The following is a 17,834-nucleotide window of genomic DNA, read 5'->3' as shown; positions in this document are numbered from 1 at the left end:
TCGCAAGTTGTCTATTAACTCAGCGGTTACTGCATACGTGGTATTTTACGCTTCTTAAAAAATTTTGGCACGGCAACACGCCATTCCTGGAAACCGCTTATACATGTTAGTCCCAATTTTCCGCTTCTTATCGATCTTTCCCCTGCCCGTCCTGCATGGCCTGGGCGCTGTGCTCGGCTGGGTGATTTACGCCATTTCGCCGTCCTACCGCCGCCGCATGCGCGAGAACATGCAAGGTGCGGGGTTTTCGCAACACTTGCACACGGCCGTGGCCGAAGCGGGCAAGAGCGTGCTGGAGTTGCCCTTCATCTGGTGCGCGCCGGCCGAGCGCGTGGCGCGCCATGCAACGGTGGAAAACTGGGAACTGGTGGAAAAAGCGCTGCAGCATGGCCGCGGTATTGTCTTCCTGACACCGCACCTGGGCTGCTTTGAAATCGTCGCCCAGCAGATCGCGCTGCGCACGCCGCTCACCGTGATGTACCGCCCGCCCAAGCGCGCCGCCCTCAAACCGCTGATCGAAGGAGCGCGCGCGCGCGAAAACCTGATGCTGGCGCCAGCGAACATGTCGGGCGTGCGCATCTTTGCCAAATGCCTGAAAAAGGGACAACCGATCGGCCTGCTGCCCGACCAGGTGCCGCAAGAGGGTGAAGGCGTGTGGGCCGATTTCTTCGGCCGTCCCGCCTACACCATGACCCTGCCCGCCAAGCTGGCGCAGATGGGCGGCGCCGAAGTCATCATCACCTACGCGGAACGCCTGCCTGGCGGGCGCGGCTACGTCGTGCATTTCGTGCCGTTTACCGAGTCGCTCGACAGCACTTCGGCCGAGCAGGCGCGCACCATCAATGCGGCCATGGAGCAATTGATCGCGCGCAGCCCCGCGCAATATTTGTGGAGCTACAACCGCTATAAAGTGCCGCGCGGCGCACCGCCGCCGACATCCGCCGGCGCCGATGCCGCCAAGGAGCCGGCATGAGACTGCTGATCGCCTTCATGTGGCTGCTGCACTGGCTGCCCTTACCCATCCTCGGCCGCTTCGGCGTGGCCGTCGGCAGCGTGCTGTTCATCGCCATGCCCACGCGGCGCAGAATCGCCCTGACGAATCTGCGCCTGTGCATGCCGGAACTGACGGAAGCCCAGCGCGTGGCGCTGGCGCGCCAGCATTTCCAGGCGTATTCACGCAGCGTGTGGGAGCGCAGCATCCTGTGGTGGTCGTCGGAAGCGCGCCTGAACCGCCTGATCAAAAAAGTGCCGGCCTTCCCGGGCCAGCAGATCGCGGCCAAGCCCACGATTTTGCTGTGTCCGCATTTCGTCTGCCTCGACGTGGCGGGCGCCGCCACGGCCATGGAAATTTCCGCTTCGTCGATGTACGTGCAGCAAAAGAATGCCGCCTTCGACCAGGCCTTGCGCAACGGCCGTTCCCGCTTCAAGCCGCCCAAGCTGTTTACGCGCCAGGACGGCATCAAGACGATTTTGCGCGCGCTGCGCGACGGCTTGCCGTACTTCATGCTGCCGGACATGGATTTCGGCGAGAAGGATGCGGAATTCGTGCCCTTCTTCGGCGTGCCCGCCGCCACCCTGACGGCCACGGCGCGCCTGGCGCTGGCCGCCAAGGCGCAGGTGATTCCCGTCATCGCCACCTTCCTGCCCAACTACCAGGGCTGGCAAGTGACATACTATCCGGCGTGGGACGATTATCCGGGCGACGACATCACGGCCGCCACGCGCCGCATGAACGAGTTCATCGAGGAGCGCGTGCGCGAAGCGCCGGCCGAGTATTTCTGGACCCATAAACGCTTCAAGACGCGTCCGGAAGGCGAAGCGTCGTTCTATAACCAGCACCAGTGATACGGCAGAACATGAAACTCCACTTTACGAAAATGCATGGCGCCGGCAATGACTTCATCGTCATCGACGCCATCAACCAGAATATCGATTTCACGCCGGCCCAGTGGCAGCGTTTGGCCGACCGCCGTTTCGGCATCGGCGCCGACCAGATCCTCGTGGTGGAAAAACCGCGCCTGCCCGGCTGCGACTTCCGCTACCGCATCTATAACAACGATGGCGGCGAAGTCGAGCAATGTGGCAACGGCGCGCGCGCCTTCGTCAAGTTCGTCAGCGAAAAAGGATTGTCAAGCAAGGCGAGCATCCGCGTGGAAACCATGGCCGGCGTCATCGCGCCGCGCCTGGAACTCGACGGCAGCATCACGGTCGACATGGGCGCGCCCGTGCTCGAGCCGGCGCTGGTGCCGTTCGATGCGGCGGGCCTCGCCGGTGTGGAGCAAGGCACCGATCTGTTGTGGCCGCTGGACCTGGCACTGCCGGGCCACGCGGCTCCCGTGCTGGTGTCCGTCGTGTCGATGGGCAATCCGCACGCCGTGCAAGTGGTCGACGATGTCGACGCGCAAGACCTGGAACGATCGGGCCCGCTGATCGAGCACCATCCGCGTTTCCCACGCCGGGTCAACGCCGGCTACATGCAGGTCGTCAACCGCCAGCACGTGAAACTGCGCGTGTTCGAACGGGGCGCGGGCGAAACCCTGGCGTGCGGCACGGGCGCCTGCGCGGCCGCCGTGGCCGGCATCCGTCGCGGCTTGCTCGATTCCCCGGTGCACATCAGCGCGCGCGGCGGCGAGCTGTCGATCGCCTGGCAGGGCCCCGGCCACCCCGTCCTGATGACGGGCCCGGCCGTGACCGTGTTCGAAGGCACGATCGAGCTGTAATCAACGCTGCATCATGCCGCCAGGAACTGCTGTTCCTGCGCGGCATCGAGCTCGGCCAGATAGCACTTCAGGCGGTACAGGCGCTGCCGGTAATTGCCTTCCGGACCATCGATGCCGCAATCGACGCGCTCGAACAGGCGCACCACCTGGTCGAGCAACTGACGCTCCAGCGCCGTGCGGATCAGCACGAGGCGCCGCTTGCCGCGTCCATGCGTGGCGCTGATATCGATCAGCAAACAATGCCCTTGGTCGGCCGCATGGATGTCGAGCAGCAGCGCCTCGGCACGCGACAGATGAAAGCAGCGCGCCAGTTCCAGGCGCGCCGCCAGCAGAGGGTGGCTCTGACTCAGCTGGCGCAAATGCCCATCCGCGTGCATGGCGGCACCCTGGCCCCAGTCGCCGGGCTCGCCTCGCGGCGCGATTTTCGCCAGCGCCGCTTCCGCTTCACGGCTGCCTTGCGCCTGCGCCTGCAGCAGCCAGTACGCGGCCCGCACATCGTTGTTGACGCCGTCGCGGCGGTTACGCCACGCATGCATGCCGCACTCGAGCTGGGCCGGGCCATGCCCCAGGTCGGCGGCACGCTCCAGGCAGAAATGGGCTTCCACCACATTGCGCTGGGAAAATTCCGGTTTTGTATAGATACGCGACAGCACGAACCAGGCTTCAGCCAGTCCCTGCTCGCCCGCCTGCGTCAGCCAGCGCACGGCACGCTTGAAATTGGCCGCGCCATTGCGCGTGGCCTGGCGCTGGCCGTGCGCATCCATGCGCGCATAGCCGAGCCCCAGCTCCAGCTGCGCCGTGCGGTCGCCACCATGCGCGGCCAGTTCGCAGCACTGCCAGCCTTCCGCATCGCCGCCGGGCGCCAATGCCTGGGCGCAACGCGACAGCAACAGCACCTGCTGCGCGTCGAGGGCGATCGTGCGCGCGCCAGCCGCCGCCTGGCGCTGAAGCAACTCACGCGCCAGCGGCAGGCCTTGCGACAAAAAGCCCGCATGATTGCCCTGGTTCCAAGCCTGCTCCAGCCAGGCGTGCAGCGGCGCGTCGCCATCGAAAACGGGCTCGACAGCAAGGCCCTTGTCCGGCCCGGACGCTGCAAGCGATCCTTCGTGCATGGAGAGCAACCATTGCGCATCGGGCAAGCCGGCGCGCACGGCGGCGTCCAGCGCCACGCGCGCCTTGGCGCGCAAGGCTTCACTGCTGCTGGCGGCATTGGCCAGCACCAGTTGCGCCAGCACCAGCCCTGCCTGCACGAGGCCGGTATCGAAGGCCTGCGCGTAATAGGGAATCAGCGCCTTGGCCGCCGGTTGCGCCACTTCGAAAGGCACGTGCATGCCTATCAGCAAACACGCTTCCTCGCTATCCTCCTGGGCCGCCCGCGCCAGCCAGTGCAAGGCGGTCGGCAAGCTTTGCGGCACACCCTGCCCAAACAGATACACCCGTCCCAACGCCAGCTGGCAAGCGACATCGCCAGCACGTGCGCCCTTGATCAATCCTAATGTTTCGCGATTTGCCATCGATTCTCGATATTGAGTCAATGATTCTAATAATGGTGAGCCGTCTCCAGGCCCATCGATGCAGGCCGTCCCTTAGTGTAACGTCCTTGTGTCATAAATCCGCCAAAGCCGGCTTAAGAACTTGATTCAACGCAACAATGTCGTGGCCTGGACACGTCAATATGGCAAGGCGCCGCGAGCGTGGCGATGGGAGAACGTTGCTCATCGGCGCAGGAGCGACAGAAACCGCGCGTTACAAAAATACAACAGGGGCATGCAGTTATGCCGCTTTTCACCAATCTTTTCACGCATATTTGACCAATCCCACACGACTTGCGCGCCGACGAATTAAGGTTCATTCATCGAAACGCGGCAGTTGGCGCATTTCAATCTGCTCGGATCTCGGACGGAACTCACTTTTTAATAGGGAATAAGACATGAAAAAATCACTCGTTGCCCTCGCACTCTTCGGCGCCTTTGCCGCAACCGCACAAGCGCAGTCGTCCGTCCAAATCTACGGCACGATCGATGCGGGCCTGGGCAAAACGACCGGTTCGAGCACTGTCGTGACGAAACGCGACAACAACAAGCTGGGTTTCAAGGGTACGGAAGATCTGGGCAATGGCTTGAAAGCCATTTTCCAACTGGAAATTCGCTATGAATCCGACACGGGTACGCTGGAAAGCAACTCCCGTCCGCTGTTCCAGGGTCAAAGCCGCGTCGGTCTGCAAGGCGACTTCGGTACCGTGCGTCTGGGCCGTGGCCTGACCGCTTTCCAGGAAGCGAGCACTGCGTTCGAACCATGGTCGGGCATGCCGACGACCGCCGGCTTCCAGACCGACATCACGGTGGCTGCCTACACCAGCGATCCGCTGAGTGCACCAGGCAACTCGCGTAACCGCTTCTCGAACGCCGTGTTCTACAACTCGCCAGTATTTAGCGGCTTCCAGATCAATGCCACCGTCGCCGCCAAGGAAGCCAATGGCAACGCCGCCATCACTGCCACAGCAGCCAACCGCGCCGTACCGCTCAATGCCGTGCCAGAAGTGAACCCGTACTCGGTTTCGGCCACGTACAACAGCACACAATTCGCCGCCATGGCCGCCTACGAGCGCAATGCGCTGGAAGCCAAGCTGTGGTCGGTTGCCGCATCGTTCAATCCGATCACGGAACTGAAACTGATGGCGTCGTACCAGCATCAGGATGACAGCAACTTCAAGCTCGTCAATACGGACACCAAAGCATGGCTGGTCGGCGCCAACTACGACGTCGGCCCGGGCAAAATCCGCGCTGGCTACGGTCAAAAAACGCCAGACGGCGTGACCAAAACCAAGCAGGCATCGCTGGGCTACGACTACAACCTGTCGAAGCGCACCTACCTGTACGCGGACATTTCGAACCGCAAGGCAGATGTTTCGCGGACCTACATCGGCCTGGGCTTACATCACAACTTCTAATGCCCCGCAATCACCCTCTGCGGGTGATTGCTGAGCAAGGAAGGCAAAGCGGCATGGGCAACCATGCCGCTTTTTTCATGGGCACACGGAAAATGCACGGGCGCCTCGCCCTTTGCGCCTATGCCGCCGTACTCTCGGTTAGAATGAAGCGTTCAACTTTCACTGACAGATATTCTCAATGACCGCCACACTCGATTCCAGCACCGTCGCCCAGTACCTGAGCGAGCATCCGAATTTCTTCGAAGAGCATACCGCCCTGCTCGGCGAGGTCAAGCTGAGCAGCCCGCTGACGGGACGCACCATCTCGCTGCAGGAGCGGCAGATGGAAGTGATGCGCGACAAGTACAAGGCGCTGGAACTGCGCATGTCCAAGCTGAGCCGCGTGGCCGAGGAAAATGGCGATATCGCCAGCAAATTCCACGGCTGGAACCAGGCCATGCTGCAAGTGCGCAACGATGCGGACATGCCGCGCGTGCTGGTCGACGCGCTGCAAAGCAATTTCGACGTGCCCTACGTCAGCCTGCGGCTGTGGCAAGTGCTGCCGGAACACGCCGACGGCTGGTTCACGGAAGATGTCACGGCCGACGTGCGCATGTTCGCCAACAGCCTGCAAACGCCGTATTGCGGCAGCAACCGCGATTTCGAAGCCGTGCACTGGTTGCAGGCGGATAAAATCGAATCGACCGTCATGATCGCCCTGCGCGCCCCGAACACCACGGGCACCTTCGGCTTGCTGGTGCTCGGCTCGCCCGACAGCGAACGCTTTACGTCGAGCATGGGAACGGACTTCCTCGTGCATATCGGCGCCACGGCCAGCGCCGCCCTGGCCGCGCTGCGCGCCGGCTCGCCAGCCTGAGAACGCCGTGGGTGACGCGCGCGGCAAGGCCGAGTGGCTCGACGCCTACCTGGCGCAGCTGGCCACGCAGCGCAAGCTGTCGCCGCATACGCTGAACGCCTACGGGCGCGACCTGCGCGCCTTGCTGGAACTGAGCGGCAACACGCCATGGACGGCGCTGGCGCACAACGAAGTACGCCGCTACACGGCCAAGCTGCACGCCGGTGGACTCGACCCGCGCTCGATCGCCCGCAAGCTGTCGTCGTGGCGGGGCTTTTTCAACTGGCTCAGCGGCGAGACCCAGCTCGACGCCAATCCCGTCGACGGCATCCGCGCGCCCAAGCGGGCCAAAACCTTACCCAAAGCCCTGTCTGTGGACGATGCCGTGCGCCTCGTGGCGCCCGCGCAACACCAGCAAAGCGCCGCCGAGCCCGAGCAACTGTGCAACCGCGCCATGTTCGAGCTGCTGTATTCGAGCGGCTTGCGCGTCTCCGAACTGACCAGCCTGGACACCCATTACTGCAAGGCCGATGGCGGCCAGCCCGCCTCGCTGGGATGGCTCGACATGGCCAGCTTCGAAGTCATCGTCACGGGCAAGGGCAACAAGATGCGCAAGGTGCCGGTCGGCAAGGCGGCCCTCGTGGCCCTGACTGCCTGGCTGGCCGTGCGCCCGCCGGCGGCCGATGGCAGCGCTGCCTTGTTTTTAAGCACGCGTGGCACACGCATCTCGCCCCGCGTGCTGCAGCTGCGCCTGAAGGCGCATGGTCTGGCCGCCGAGATTCCCGCGAATGTGCACCCGCACGTGCTGCGCCACTCGTTCGCTTCGCACGTGCTGCAGTCGTCGGGCGACTTGCGCGCCGTGCAGGAAATGCTGGGCCATTCCAGCATCACCTCGACCCAGGTCTACACGGCGCTCGATTTCCAGCACCTGGCGCACGTCTACGACCAGGCCCACCCGCGCGCCAAGGTCAAGTAGATAGCCGCGCCCCTGGGCTAGCCTGATCCATATCAAGCGGATCGGCGCGCATTTGCAAGCTTTTGCAAAATTCCGGCATAATCGTCCGGATTCGTCCGCTTGCGCGGCGGCACCACCGATTACAGCATAGGCTCCTTCATGGCACTGATTCCAACCACCATCCTCACCGGTTTCCTGGGCGCCGGCAAAACCACCTTGCTCAACCGCATACTGCAGGAAGACCATGGCATGCGCATCGCCGTGATCGAAAACGAGTTTGGCCAGGAAAACATCGACAATGAAATCCTGGTGCAAGATAGCAACGAGCACATCATCGAAATGAACAACGGCTGCATCTGCTGTACCGTGCGCGGCGACCTGATCGTGGGCTTGACGGAACTGGCGCGCAAGCGCGACGCCGGCCTGCTGGCGTTCGACCGCGTCGTCATCGAAACGACGGGCCTGGCCAATCCCGGCCCCGTGGCGCAAACCTTCTTTGTCGACGAGGAAGTGGGCAGCCACTACATGCTCGACGCCATCCTCACGGTGGTCGACGCCCGCCATGCGATGAAGCAACTTGATGAATACGAAGAAGCCCAGCGGCAAGTGGGCTTTGCCGACAAGCTGCTGCTGTCGAAAACCGACCTCGTCAGTGAAGAAGACGTGGCCGTCCTGACGCGCCGCCTGAAGCGCATCAATCCCCGCGCACCGATCGCCAAGGTCGATTTCGGCCGCGCCCCGCTGGCTGAAGTACTCGACATCCGCGGCTTCAACCTGAACGAAAAGCTGGAACTGGACCCGGATTTCCTGGCCACGGAAACGGCGCACGTCCACGATCATGACCATGCACATGAGCACGCACATGAGCACAAGCACGAGCACAAGCACACTGAAGCCTGCGCCACCGATTGCGGCCATGCCGACCACCACCATGCGCAGCACAGCGACGATATCGCCGCCTTTGTTTTCAAGAGCACGCAACCGTTCGACAGCGCCAAGCTCGACGAGTTCCTCGGCGGCCTGGTGCAAGTGTATGGTCCGCGCATGCTGCGCTACAAGGGCGTGCTGCTGATGCAGGGCGCCGAGCGCAAGGTGGTATTCCAGGGCGTGCACCAGCTGATGGGCAGCGACTTGGGCGCCAAATGGGGCGAAAACGAAGTGCGCGGCAGCAAAATGGTCTTTATTGGCAAAAATCTACCAAAAGACATTTTTATTCGCGGACTCGAACAATGTTTGGTATAAACTAGCCGGGTTCTGCAAAGTACCCGTTGCAAAGCAGAAACAAAAGGGAAAGTTAAGCACGCTTTCCCGCTGTCCGACACCCATCTTGCTGGTATAAACCAACAAGTCGCCGTCTCTGATCGGCTAGTCAACAAATCGGGATGGCAATATAAAGCAAAGCGTGCCAAAATCAGCGACGAAAACGGCCCATGTCGTTCGCCTGTCATGAAATGCTGGCAAACTGCCGCTGGCCGCATGCCAGGCATGCAACCGATCCACCCAACACGCCCGTTGACGCGCGCATAGCGCGACTGGCATAGAGCGGTAAAAAGTTATCAACATGGCACCATGGCCGGCCGGCAATCCTGACTTACGCCGGCAAGCCAAGGTCGCACGCAGTACAGCGGGACAGCAATGCCAAGCGGAACCTGTACAGTTGCTCGGTATCGCCGCATCAACTGATCAATTTGAAAACTCTGTCGTATCGAAGGTAAGCGAAGTTATGACCAAAACTAATAAATCGACCCCGGCCGCCAACCAAGACATCCCTCTCATCAGCGAAGAGCAAATTCGCGCCATGAGCGAAGATGACTACATGAATCCGGCACAACTGGCATTCTTCAAGGCGCGCCTGCAGCAGCTCGAAAAAGACCTGCTGAAAAACGCCGGCGAAACCACGGAACACTTGCGTGAAACCGTACTCGTACCGGACCCTGCCGACCGCGCCACCATCGAGGAAGAGCATGCGCTGGAACTGCGCACGCGCGACCGCGAGCGCAAATTGCTGAAGAAAGTGCAGCAATCGATCGCCAGCATCGACGCCGGCGACTATGGCTGGTGCGAAGAAACGGGCGAGCCTATCGGCATCCCGCGCCTGATCGCCCGTCCTACCGCCACCCTGTCGCTGGAAGCCCAGCAACGGCGCGAACTGAAGCAAAAGCTGTACGGCGACTGATCGCCCTCCCCTTGCGTGGCCGCTTCGGCGGCTGCGCGATGGCGATAAAAAAGCACACAACCTTCGGTTGCGTGCTTTTTTTTCGTCCCGCGCCGACTACACTGAAGCAGGCACGGCAGCGGCAAGTGCCGCTTGCAATTGCCTTTTCCATCCCCACTTTTGAAGCATGGGCGCGCAATCGCATGCTCTTGCACGCATACGCACGAATCTTTTGAGGTCACTATGGAACAATTTCACGGCACCACCATCCTCTGCGTCCGGCGCGGCAAGCAAGTCGCCCTGGGCGGCGACGGCCAGGTAACGCTCGGCAACATCGTCATGAAGGGCACGGCCCGCAAAGTGCGTAAGTTGTATCAGGGCAAAGTCCTGGTCGGCTTTGCCGGCGGCACCGCCGACGCTTTTACCTTGCTCGACCGCTTTGAAGGCAAGCTGGAAAAACACCAGGGCAATCTGCTGCGCGCCTCCGTCGAACTGGCCAAGGACTGGCGCACCGACCGCGTGCTGCGCCGCCTGGAAGCGATGCTGCTGGTGGCCGACAGCGAGTCGACCCTCGTCATCACGGGCAATGGCGACGTGCTGGAACCGGAAGACGGCATCGGCGCCATCGGCTCGGGCGGCACCTACGCCCAGTCCGCCGCCAAGGCGCTGCAGGAAAACACGGATTTGTCGCCGGCCGACGTGGTCAAGAAATCGCTGACCATCGCCGCGGAACTCTGCATCTACACGAACATGTCGCACATCATCGAGACCTTGGACTAAGCGTCCCCGAGCACAGAATACAGAAAGCCAACTATGATCATGAACATGACCCCGTCGGAAATCGTTACCGAACTCGACAAGCACGTGGTGGGCCAGGCCAAGGCCAAGCGCGCCGTCGCCATCGCCCTGCGCAACCGCTGGCGCCGCCAGCAGGTGGCCGAGCCCCTGCGCCATGAAATCACGCCAAAAAATATCCTCATGATCGGCCCCACGGGCGTCGGCAAGACGGAAATCGCGCGCCGCCTGGCCAAGCTGGCCGAGGCGCCGTTCATCAAGATCGAAGCAACCAAATTCACGGAAGTCGGTTATGTGGGCCGCGACGTCGACACCATCATCCGCGACCTGATCGACATCGGCATCAAGCAGACGCGCGCGCTGGAAATGAAGAAAGTGCGCGCTCGCGCCGAAGATGCGGCCGAAGACCGCGTCATCGACATCCTCGTGCCGCCGGCGCGCGACTTCGGCTTCACGCCGAATACGGCGGCGGCCGTGGACACGGGCAGCGGCGACAGCACGCGCCAGACCTTCCGCAAGCGATTGCGCCAGGGCGAGCTCGATGACAAGGAAATCGAGATCGAGCTGGCCGAGGCTGGCCCGCAGATGGAAATCATGGCGCCGCCGGGCATGGAAGAAATGACGGAGCAGATCAAGTCCATGTTCTCGGGCGTGGGCGGGCAGCGCAAGAAGGCGCGCAAGGTCAAGATCCGCGAAGCCTTGAAACTGCTGGTCGAGGAAGAAGCGGCCAAGCTGCTCAACGAAGATGAGCTGAAACAGAAGGCCATCCAGAACGTCGAGCAGAACGGCATCGTCTTCCTGGACGAGATCGACAAGATCGCCTCGCGCTCGGAATCGGGCGGCGCCGACGTTTCGCGCGCCGGCGTGCAGCGCGACCTGCTGCCGCTGGTCGAAGGCACGACCGTCAACACCAAGTACGGCATGATACGCACGGACCACATCCTGTTCATCGCCTCGGGCGCGTTCCACCTGTCGAAGCCGTCGGACCTGATCCCGGAACTGCAGGGGCGCTTCCCCATCCGCGTGGAGCTGGAATCGCTGTCGATTGCGGACTTCGAGCGTATCTTGACGAGCACCGACGCCTGCCTGACGATGCAGTACGAAGCCTTGCTGGCGACGGAAAACCTGAAACTGCAATTCGCGCCGGAAGGCATCACGCGCCTGGCGGAAATCGCCTATTCGGTCAACGAGCGCACGGAAAACATCGGCGCGCGCCGCCTGCACACGGTGATGGAAAAACTGCTGGAAGAAGTGTCGTTTACGGCCAGCGAAGGCAGCAGCAGCACGGAAAACCTGCTGGTGATCGATGCGGCCTACGTCAATGAACGCCTGGAAGCGCTGTCGGTCAACGAGGACCTGTCGCGCTACGTGCTGTAAGAAGGAAGGGGGAAAGCGATGGCAAACAAGGCCTTGGCGACGCGGCAGAAAATGCAGTTCCGCGTCGAGCCCTCGCAAAAACCGCGCAATCCGGTCGCCACCGCCGCCCTGCAGCGCGCCGCCGGGGCGCACGTGAAAACCGTGTCGGGCCAGCGCCAGCAGGAAAAACGCCTGCTGGCGAAACTGCTGTTGAAAGTGGACGTCAAAGACTGATCTCAAAATGTCCATGGCAAGGCGCATGGACGAAGACAGTATGAATAATACGGCGAGGACATGCAACGCCGCCATGGTCATTTTTGGCCGCCCGCGGACACCCCGTTCTGGGGCGTCCGCCATCAGGCCACTCTGTGCCGCGGCATCATCCCTCAGAAATGGTAGGACGCGCCCAGCGAAAACATGTCGACCTTGGTCGTTTGCTTGCTGTTGTACTTGACTGGCACGCGGTCCCAGTCGAGGTGCAGCGACCAGTTATTGTTCAGCGCATACGCCGCGCCGATGCCGTAGGTCAGGCCGATCTTGTCCTTCCTGTCCGAACCGCCATCCAGATAATCGACCTTGCCCCGCGTATAGGCTGCGCCGGCGCGACCGCTCAGGGTAAATGCGTCGAGCTTGTAGCCGAGCACGCCTTGCATGCCGAGGCCCGTGAACTTGCCGCGGCCAGCGCGCTTGCCCGCGTCCGTGTCGAAGCCGGACTTGACCTCGCCGCCCATGTACCCCACCAGCTCAATCGAAGGCACGGCCACGCCGCCCTGAAACGGCAGCGCGTCGAAACTGTAACCCACGTAGGCCTTGCCGTTGCGCTTGCTGCTTTTGTCGCAATTGCTTTGGCCGGTGGTGCAATCGAGACCGGTGCTGGCGCGAAAGCCATAGCTGGCGCCCGCATAGAAGGGACCTGGTGCAGGCTCGGCTGCGACGGCGTGCAAGGGAGCGATGGCGGCCAGCGCCAGCAACGCTGCGGAGAAACGGAAAGATGGGAACATGGATAACCTCTACAAGTGAATGGATTGCCTGGTTGTAGCGCGCTGTGCGGGCCACAAGCGGGAGTGTCATCGCTTTTGTGGAAAAGTACTATCACCTTGTGCAAAGTGCCATTAACGGCTACATTCGGTACCGTTACCCGCTACCAAACTTGTAAAAAAGGATATCTCGTGAGTTCACCTGAACTGGTATTGCGCGTGCTGCGCACGCAACTGCGCGCCGCCGGCATCACCTATAAAGTGCTGGCCGAACGCATCGGCATGAGCGAATCGAGCGTCAAGCGCATGTTTGGCCAGCACGACATGTCACTGTCCCGCCTGGCCCTGATCTGCAAGGCATCGGGCATCGCCATGGAAGACGTGCTGCGCGGCGCCGCCGACATCACGCCGCATGCCGACACGCTCACCCTGGTGCAGGAAAAGTCGCTGGTCGCGCATCCGCGCCTGCTGCTGGTGGCCATCTGCTGCCTCGGTCACTGGAGCCTGGAGCAGGTGGTGGAAACGTATGCGCTGACGCAGGCCGAATGCATCGGCTGCCTGGCCGAACTGGACCGCCTGGGCTTGATCGAACTCAAGCCGCTGAACCGCTACAGCCTGCGCGTCTCGAACGCCTTCCACTGGCTGGCCGACGGCCCGGTGCAGCAATACTTCCGCGAACACGTGGTGGCCGATTATTTCAGCGGGCATTTCGATGGCGCCGGCGAAACCCTGATGTGCATCCCGGCGCGCCTGTCGCTGTCGAGCGCGCAGGAACTGGTGCAGAAGATCCGCCAGCTGGCCGAGGAACTGGCGCGCCTGCACCAGAACGACCGGCGCCTGGCCCCCGCCGAGCGCGATGGTTTTACCCTGCTGCTGGGCTTTCGCTCATGGGAATTTGCCGCCTTCACGGCCCTGCGCCGCAGCACGGCGTCCACCGCCCCGGCGGCGTCCTACCAGACCGGTCCCAGGAACAGATAAAGGGTGCTCTCGCCTCCCTTGGTCGCGCCCGCCGCCACATACACGGGACCGAAGCGCGTGTCGACGGAGACAAAGGCGCTGCTCGCCTGAGTGAATTTGCTGCTTTTCCAGCGCTCGCTCTGGTCGAAGCCGCCGCCCATCTCCAGCGAAAAGCCAGCCCGCACGACGCCACCCAGGGTGCTGGGCAGGGAACCGATGCGGCGCGCCATCACGAAGCGCGCGAAGGCGATACTGCGTCCTCTCACCGATTCAAATTCCGTGCCGGACAAGCGCAGGAAACCACCGAGGTTGAGCGGCGCTTCGTCACGCTGCGAGCGCGCCCATTCGCCATACACGTGACCGGCCCAGTTGCCGTGGTTAAAAGCCTTCAAGCCCGTGATCGAGGATTGGCCCAAGGCCGCCTCGCCCGAGCCCGTGGTCGTATCGCGCGCCCAGGTGGCCTCAAGCAGCACGCCACGCGTGGGAAAACCCGGCGAATCGAGCGTATCGGCACGGAACCGCACGAACTGCGTGCTGCCCAGCGCGCGCGACTCCGGCTGCGTAGGATCGGCCGGAATCGCCAGCTTGCCCTTGAGTTCCGTACGCGCGACGCCGAACTGCAGATCGCCCCAGTTACCGAACTGGCGTCCCAGCACCAGTGCGGCTGTCTGGCCGTTATATGCCAGGCGGGCGCTGCGCCGGCCATTGTCGAACAAATCTATCGCCGACGATGTGTATTGCAGCTGCGGCGCGATATACCACGGGTTGCCGGCCCCCAGCGGCTGCCAGAACTGCAGGCCATAGCCGCGCGCATTACCGATCTGCGCCGTGCTGCGCAACTCGCCGCCCCAGCTGTTCAGGTTCGAGCGCGCATGCAGCAGCTTCAGGGCGAAATTATTGCTGTCCCTGAAATCGCTGGCCAGTTCCAGGCCCACGCGCAGGCGGTTGCTGGCCCATGGCGCTTCGACCGCCTTGATGTTCACCGTGCGCTGGTCGCCCGCATCGACCACTTCCGTCTCCACGCGCGCCACGTCGCCGCGGCCATACAGTTTTGCAGCCGCCTTGAGCACATCCTCCTGGCTGACCGACTGCCCTTCCACCAGGCCCGATTGCGCCTGCAGGATGCGCGGGTTGATCGCGCCTTCGCTCTCGACGGCCAGGCGCGTGAGCGGCAGGGCCACGTCCAGCAGAGCCGGCGCCGCCAGGCGCAGCTGCTCGCGCGCCGCATACTGTTCCGGCGGCAGGGCCAGCGGCGCCAGGCGGGCGGCCAGCGCCTGCGCCGCCTGTTCGCCGGCGCGCATGGCGCGCGCATAGTTTTCAAAGTCGAGGAAACTGACACCCGTCAGGTCCGGCGCCACCAGGATATCCTGCGGCTGCAGCTCCTTGAGCGAGCGCTGCACGTTCTGCTCCGTGAGAATTTGCAGCATCTGCTGCGCCACGCCGATGGCGCTGCCCAGCTCTTTTTCCGGCGCCAGCGGCGTGCCCACGTTAACGGCGATGATGATGTCGGCACCCATGGCGCGTGCCATGTCGACGGGCAGGTTGCGCACCAGCCCCCCGTCGACCACCAGGCGGTTGTTCACGCGCACGGGGGCGAACACGCCGGGCACGGCCAGCGAGGCGCGCATCGACAGGAACAGGGGCGTATCGACCAGCTCCACCAGTTCGCCGTTGACCAGGTCCGACGCCACCGAACGGAAAGGCAGGGGCAACTGGCTGGCGGGACGGTCGCGCATACCGGCCGGCAGCAGGCGGTTCAAGGCCGTTTCCAGCGCCGCATTGCTGGCCGCCGCCGGCGGCGTGGAAATGCCGTTGCGGCTGGTGCCGAACTCGATGCGCGACGGCAGCAATAAATCTTCCTCGCGGCGGCGGAACGTCAGCTCGTCGCGCGGCGGACGGTCGGCCACCACGCGCGCCCAGTTGGTCTCGCGCGCCATCTTTTCCAGGTCCGCCACGGAAGCGCCGGCCGCATACGCGCCGCCCACCACGCCGCCCATGCTGGTGCCGACCACCATGTCGATGGGCACGTGCAACTCCTGCAGCACTTTCAATACGCCGATATGCGCGAGGCCGCGCGCGCCGCCACCCGACAGGACGAGGGCGATGCGGGGGCGCGCCGGCACGGGCGCGGGGACGGCAACGGTAGAAACGAGGGAAGGCGTGACGGCGGGAGCGTCGGCGGCTGCGGCGGCTTGCGGCAAGACGCACAGCGCCGCCACGCAGCCCGCCAGGACGGCACGGATCGAGAACATGAAGACTCCTGTCGCGATGACGGCATGGCGCCATCGGCAAAATACGATAAGAACGGCGTTAATCAGCGTTAATGAGCGTTAATTCGACGGCGGCGTGCTGGTGGTGGTCACCTGCGGCGGCGCCGGCATCACGGTCGCCGGACGCTGCTGCTCCATCGGCAGCGGCGGCGGTACCAGGTTCGTTGCCGGCGCCGGGGCCGGCGCTGGCGTGGGGGTGGCGGACACGGGCCCCGGCAAGGCCAGCGCCTTGTCGTCGGCCACCAGGTCGATGCGCTTGCTCACGCCGCCATCGCGCAGCAGCACGTGGCGCGCATGCACTTCCAGCACCGTCACGCCAGGCACCACCTCGGCGCCTTCCGGCAAGGCCACGGACGGCTTGCCATCGGTCGAGATGATGGCCACGCTGCCGCGGCCATTGCCGGCGGCGACCACGCCCTTGAGCTGGTAGTTGCTGGCCGTGGCCACGCTGACCTGGCCGCCGAACAGCGAGGCGCCCGCCTCCACGCTGGCATCCTGCACCACCGGTACGGCGGGTGGATTGATGGGGCGCTGCTGCGCCTTGAACAGCTGCATGGCCCAGTAGGCCAGCGACACGGACAGCGCCACGACGGCGAGCAAACTTGTAAATTGAGGCAAACGCTTCATGGCTTCCTTGGGTTTCTTATCTGACGAGCTGATTGATTTCGATAATCGGCATCAGCACGGCCAGCACGATCAGCAGCACCACCACGCCCATGGCCAGGATCAGGGCCGGCTCCAGCAGGCCGGCGATGGTGAGCGTGCGGCGTTCCAGGTCCTGCTCCTGCGCGCTGGCCGCGCGTTCCAGCATGGCCGGCAGCTCGCCCGTGATTTCGCCCGCGCGTATCATGTGGATCAGCATGGGCGGAAAATGCTTTTGCGCCGACAGCGCGCGCGCCAGGCTGACGCCTTCGCGCACGGCGCCGCTGGCGTCAGTCACCAGTTCCTGCATCGCCACGTTGGTGAGCGTATCGCGGCTCGTGTCGAGCGCGCGCAAAATCGGCACGCCGGACCCCGTGGTAATGGCCAGGGTGCTGGCAAAGCGCGCCGTATTCAGGCTGCGTTCGAATTTGCCGTACAAGGGCGCCGTCAGCAGCCAGGTATGCCAACGCCGCTTCAGGGCCGGCTGCTGCAGCGCGCGGCGCCAGGCGAACCAGGCGCCGGCCAGGATCACGGCCACGATGAGGCCATAGTTGCGCACGAAGTCCGACAACGCCAGCATGATCACGGTGAGCATGGGCAGCTTCTGCTTGGTATTGGCGAACACGGAGACGATCTGCGGCACCACGTAGGTGAGCAGGAAAATCACGATGGAAAACGCCACCACCGTGACGATGGCCGGATAGGTAAACGCCAGCTTGACCTTCTGCACCAGCGCATTGCGCCGTTCGATATAGTCGGCCAGGCGCGAGAGCACGCGCGACAGATGGCCGATCTGCTCGCCCGACGCCACCAAGGCGCGGTAAATTTCGGCGAAGTCGCGCGGATGGCGCGCCAGCACGTCGGAAAACGCGGCGCCGCCGATCACTTCCGAGCGGATCGAGGCGATCAGGTCGCGCAGATATGGCCGCTCGGCCTGTTCCAGCAGCGCGGAAAACGCCTGCTCCAGCGGCAGGCCCGCTTCGAGCAAGCTGGCCAGCTGGCGCGTAAACAGGGCCAGTTCGGTGCTCGACAGGCGCTCGCCGAAGCCGCGCCGTTTGGTCACGCCGGCGGCGTCCACCTGCGCGGCGATCAGTTCGACGGCCAGCGGCACCAGGCCTTGCACGCGCAGCTCGGCGCGCGCGGAACGGGGACTGTCGGCATTGAGCACGCCCTTGCGGGTGACGCCTTGCGCGTCGACGGCTTCATAGCGGAATGCGGGCAT

General features: G+C 63.5%; 17 protein-coding genes. 12 read left to right on the top strand and 5 right to left on the bottom strand.

Going from position 1 to position 17,834, the window contains the following annotated elements; all coding sequences use genetic code 11:
• The first annotated feature begins 103 nt into the window (after positions 1-103).
• Genes CLU90_RS20095 through dapF form a run of 3 tightly spaced genes read left to right on the top strand, consistent with a single transcriptional unit; the run spans position 104 to position 2,720 of the window.
• A complete protein-coding gene (locus CLU90_RS20095; RefSeq protein ID WP_092713566.1) occupies positions 104-973 on the top strand; it encodes a lysophospholipid acyltransferase family protein in 870 nt (289 codons plus the stop codon).
• The gene (locus CLU90_RS20090) at positions 970-1,845 is read left to right on the top strand and encodes an LpxL/LpxP family acyltransferase (protein ID WP_092713564.1); all 876 of its coding nucleotides are present in this window, start codon (positions 970-972) and stop codon (positions 1,843-1,845) included. Before CLU90_RS20095 ends, CLU90_RS20090 begins: the two co-directional genes overlap by 4 nt.
• Before the next feature lie 11 nt (positions 1,846-1,856).
• The gene (gene dapF / locus CLU90_RS20085) at positions 1,857-2,720 is read left to right on the top strand and encodes a diaminopimelate epimerase (RefSeq protein WP_092713562.1); all 864 of its coding nucleotides are present in this window, start codon (positions 1,857-1,859) and stop codon (positions 2,718-2,720) included.
• An 11-nt stretch (positions 2,721-2,731) separates the two neighbouring features.
• Here dapF and CLU90_RS20080 read toward each other — a convergent pair whose 3' ends face one another.
• Positions 2,732-4,234: a tetratricopeptide repeat protein gene (locus tag CLU90_RS20080; RefSeq protein WP_100428785.1), complete on the bottom strand. Its 1,503-nt coding sequence runs from the start codon at positions 4,232-4,234 to the stop codon at positions 2,732-2,734.
• A 416-nt stretch (positions 4,235-4,650) separates the two neighbouring features.
• Between CLU90_RS20080 and CLU90_RS20075 the strand changes: the two genes are divergently transcribed.
• From CLU90_RS20075 to CLU90_RS20040, 8 genes are all read left to right on the top strand, one after another.
• A complete protein-coding gene (locus CLU90_RS20075; RefSeq protein ID WP_092713558.1) occupies positions 4,651-5,670 on the top strand; it encodes a porin in 1,020 nt (339 codons plus the stop codon).
• A gap of 178 nt (positions 5,671-5,848) precedes the next feature.
• A complete protein-coding gene (locus CLU90_RS20070; protein WP_035823876.1) occupies positions 5,849-6,526 on the top strand; it encodes a DUF484 family protein in 678 nt (225 codons plus the stop codon).
• Positions 6,527-6,533: 7 nt separating this feature from the next.
• A complete protein-coding gene (locus CLU90_RS20065) occupies positions 6,534-7,481 on the top strand; it encodes a tyrosine recombinase XerC (protein ID WP_100428784.1) in 948 nt (315 codons plus the stop codon).
• Positions 7,482-7,619: 138 nt separating this feature from the next.
• Positions 7,620-8,702 (top strand): CobW family GTP-binding protein, encoded by a 1,083-nt coding sequence (locus CLU90_RS20060; RefSeq protein WP_100429521.1) that lies wholly within the window; start codon positions 7,620-7,622, stop codon positions 8,700-8,702.
• A gap of 481 nt (positions 8,703-9,183) precedes the next feature.
• Positions 9,184-9,636 (top strand): RNA polymerase-binding protein DksA, encoded by a 453-nt coding sequence (gene dksA, locus CLU90_RS20055; protein ID WP_076565074.1) that lies wholly within the window; start codon positions 9,184-9,186, stop codon positions 9,634-9,636.
• 222 nt (positions 9,637-9,858) lie between these two features.
• Positions 9,859-10,395: an ATP-dependent protease subunit HslV gene (gene hslV / locus CLU90_RS20050; RefSeq protein ID WP_034753065.1), complete on the top strand. Its 537-nt coding sequence runs from the start codon at positions 9,859-9,861 to the stop codon at positions 10,393-10,395.
• A 39-nt stretch (positions 10,396-10,434) separates the two neighbouring features.
• Complete coding sequence (gene hslU, locus CLU90_RS20045) at positions 10,435-11,787, top strand: ATP-dependent protease ATPase subunit HslU (RefSeq protein ID WP_092713663.1); 1,353 nt, start codon at positions 10,435-10,437, stop codon at positions 11,785-11,787.
• A gap of 18 nt (positions 11,788-11,805) precedes the next feature.
• Positions 11,806-12,000 carry a hypothetical protein gene (locus tag CLU90_RS20040; RefSeq protein ID WP_077398720.1) on the top strand — a complete coding sequence of 65 codons (195 nt, stop codon included), beginning with the start codon at positions 11,806-11,808 and terminating at the stop codon, positions 11,998-12,000.
• Between the two features lie 152 nt (positions 12,001-12,152).
• Here CLU90_RS20040 and CLU90_RS20035 read toward each other — a convergent pair whose 3' ends face one another.
• Positions 12,153-12,767, bottom strand: coding sequence for an outer membrane protein (locus tag CLU90_RS20035; RefSeq protein ID WP_100428783.1), 615 nt, complete (start codon positions 12,765-12,767; stop codon positions 12,153-12,155).
• Positions 12,768-12,935: 168 nt separating this feature from the next.
• On the opposite strand from CLU90_RS20035, the gene CLU90_RS20030 reads away from it, so the two are divergent.
• The gene (locus tag CLU90_RS20030) at positions 12,936-13,721 is read left to right on the top strand and encodes a helix-turn-helix domain-containing protein (protein WP_232731275.1); all 786 of its coding nucleotides are present in this window, start codon (positions 12,936-12,938) and stop codon (positions 13,719-13,721) included.
• On the opposite strand, the gene CLU90_RS20025 is transcribed toward CLU90_RS20030, so the two are convergent.
• The 3 genes from CLU90_RS20025 to gspF form a co-directional block, all read right to left on the bottom strand.
• Positions 13,694-15,952, bottom strand: a complete 2,259-nt coding sequence (locus tag CLU90_RS20025) for a patatin-like phospholipase family protein (RefSeq protein WP_100428782.1) — start codon at positions 15,950-15,952, stop codon at positions 13,694-13,696. The genes CLU90_RS20030 and CLU90_RS20025 overlap by 28 nt on opposite strands.
• A gap of 78 nt (positions 15,953-16,030) precedes the next feature.
• Complete coding sequence (locus CLU90_RS20020) at positions 16,031-16,597, bottom strand: type II secretion system protein N (RefSeq protein ID WP_100428781.1); 567 nt, start codon at positions 16,595-16,597, stop codon at positions 16,031-16,033.
• 16 nt (positions 16,598-16,613) lie between these two features.
• The gene (gspF, locus tag CLU90_RS20015; RefSeq protein WP_100428780.1) at positions 16,614-17,834 is read right to left on the bottom strand and encodes a type II secretion system inner membrane protein GspF; all 1,221 of its coding nucleotides are present in this window, start codon (positions 17,832-17,834) and stop codon (positions 16,614-16,616) included.

Origin of the sequence: Janthinobacterium sp. 67, assembly GCF_002797895.1 — a bacterium.
In the GTDB taxonomy this organism is placed as follows: domain Bacteria; phylum Pseudomonadota; class Gammaproteobacteria; order Burkholderiales; family Burkholderiaceae_D; genus Janthinobacterium.
This window is presented reverse-complemented; position numbering and strand designations above follow the sequence as displayed.

Excerpts from the sequence above, each read along its gene's own strand:
- CLU90_RS20095 (WP_092713566.1), top strand. The coding sequence starts at position 104 with ATGTTAGTCCCAATTTTCCGCTTCTTATCGATCTTTCCCCTGCCCGTC.
- CLU90_RS20090 (WP_092713564.1), top strand. The coding sequence starts at position 970 with ATGAGACTGCTGATCGCCTTCATGTGGCTGCTGCACTGGCTGCCCTTA.
- dapF (WP_092713562.1), top strand. The coding sequence starts at position 1,857 with ATGAAACTCCACTTTACGAAAATGCATGGCGCCGGCAATGACTTCATC.
- CLU90_RS20080 (WP_100428785.1), bottom strand. The coding sequence starts at position 4,234 with ATGGCAAATCGCGAAACATTAGGATTGATCAAGGGCGCACGTGCTGGC.
- CLU90_RS20075 (WP_092713558.1), top strand. The coding sequence starts at position 4,651 with ATGAAAAAATCACTCGTTGCCCTCGCACTCTTCGGCGCCTTTGCCGCA.
- CLU90_RS20070 (WP_035823876.1), top strand. The coding sequence starts at position 5,849 with ATGACCGCCACACTCGATTCCAGCACCGTCGCCCAGTACCTGAGCGAG.
- CLU90_RS20060 (WP_100429521.1), top strand. The coding sequence starts at position 7,620 with ATGGCACTGATTCCAACCACCATCCTCACCGGTTTCCTGGGCGCCGGC.
- dksA (WP_076565074.1), top strand. The coding sequence starts at position 9,184 with ATGACCAAAACTAATAAATCGACCCCGGCCGCCAACCAAGACATCCCT.
- hslV (WP_034753065.1), top strand. The coding sequence starts at position 9,859 with ATGGAACAATTTCACGGCACCACCATCCTCTGCGTCCGGCGCGGCAAG.
- hslU (WP_092713663.1), top strand. The coding sequence starts at position 10,435 with ATGAACATGACCCCGTCGGAAATCGTTACCGAACTCGACAAGCACGTG.
- CLU90_RS20040 (WP_077398720.1), top strand. The coding sequence starts at position 11,806 with ATGGCAAACAAGGCCTTGGCGACGCGGCAGAAAATGCAGTTCCGCGTC.
- CLU90_RS20035 (WP_100428783.1), bottom strand. The coding sequence starts at position 12,767 with ATGTTCCCATCTTTCCGTTTCTCCGCAGCGTTGCTGGCGCTGGCCGCC.
- CLU90_RS20025 (WP_100428782.1), bottom strand. The coding sequence starts at position 15,952 with ATGTTCTCGATCCGTGCCGTCCTGGCGGGCTGCGTGGCGGCGCTGTGC.
- CLU90_RS20020 (WP_100428781.1), bottom strand. The coding sequence starts at position 16,597 with ATGAAGCGTTTGCCTCAATTTACAAGTTTGCTCGCCGTCGTGGCGCTG.
- gspF (WP_100428780.1), bottom strand. The coding sequence starts at position 17,834 with ATGCCCGCATTCCGCTATGAAGCCGTCGACGCGCAAGGCGTCACCCGC.